At 45.7% G+C, this 1,289-nt stretch carries 1 protein-coding gene; it reads left to right on the top strand.

Features of this window, described 5'->3' with window-relative positions; genetic code table 11:
- On the top strand, nt 1-1,289 hold a 1,289-nt coding region (locus JX325_RS17025; RefSeq protein WP_204792200.1), incomplete at both ends, for an AAA domain-containing protein.

Here is a 1,289-nt window from a genome sequence, read left to right as displayed (position 1 = left end):
TCTGATCAATGGGCAGGACAAAACAGATTCTGTCAAGGAGTTTCGGCCCTGTGGCGATGATTGCGATATCATTTATATCAGCTCCCCTCAAGTGTACCACTATCAAGGCGGCAAGGTAAAAATTCTGGAACTGCAACAGCACATTGATCCTACTGGCCTGATCGTAACTGTCAAAGGTATCCGTGTGACCCAAGTGGGTATGATTTTAGATTTTGGTCCATACTATCGTCTTGTCCCCAGCGGGAAGAAAACACTTTCTTATCCCAGGGAAGAAGTGGAAATCCAGCACAACTGCTTAACAGAAGAAAGTCAAAAATGTATTTTCGATTATTTTAAGGAGACGGCAGGAGCTGTCAGCTTGGTGGTAGGAAATGATATTAATATCCTTAGCATGCAGTATGAACGGATTCAAACTGTCAGTGAAGAAACCGTTTTGACTTGCTATCTGGAGCCTGGCAGACAGCCTAAAACAGTTCCCCTCCCAGAGACCGTTATCTATCCCTTTGGCCTGAATCAGAGCCAGAAAATCGCGATAGAAAACGCGCTGTCCTCTCAAATCAGCATCATCCAGGGCCCGCCAGGTACCGGTAAAACGCAGACGATCCTAAATATTATTGCCAACGCAGTAAGAAACGGAAAAACAGTGGCAGTGGTATCCAACAACAATTCCGCGACCCTCAATGTTGCGGAGAAGTTGGAGAAAAAGGAACTTTCTTTTCTCACCGCCTTTCTGGGAAGTATCAGTAATAAGGAACGCTTTCTGGAAACCCAGACTGGCAGATACCCGGATATGGGAGAGTGGATTTTAGGACAGGAGGAAAAGACACGGCTCAATCGGGAAGTGACCGCGCTCTCCAAAGAATTGAACGATATGCTCAATGCAAAGAATCGGATTGCGGAGATCGAGCAGGAATTTTTACAGCTCAAACCAGAGCAGCACTACTTTGACGAATACTATCGGACTTATGCACAGGCACCGCAGGAGAATTTAAGGGGACTTTCTTCGCAAAAGATCCTGAACCTCTGGTTGGAATATGAACAGCACGCCGAACACGAGAGCAGACTGGGCCTGCTGAAAAAACTCTCCATCATGTTTCGGTTCAATCTCAGTGCCTTAAAGATATTCCTCCAGTCTCCAGAATTGGTGATTCCTTATCTTCAACGGCAATTTTATGTCGTGCGGCAGCGGGAGCTGACAGAAGAACGAATCCAACTGGAACAGAGACTTGCAAATTACTCTTTTTCTGAAAAAATGGAGGAATTGACAGAGAAGTCCCTTCGCTTATTCC

Source organism: Oscillibacter sp. CU971, assembly GCF_905219725.1.
Taxonomy (GTDB): Bacteria; Bacillota; Clostridia; order Oscillospirales; family Oscillospiraceae; genus Oscillibacter.
The sequence above is the reverse complement of the archived record's forward strand: the minus strand, read 5'-3'. Positions and strand labels throughout refer to the sequence as shown.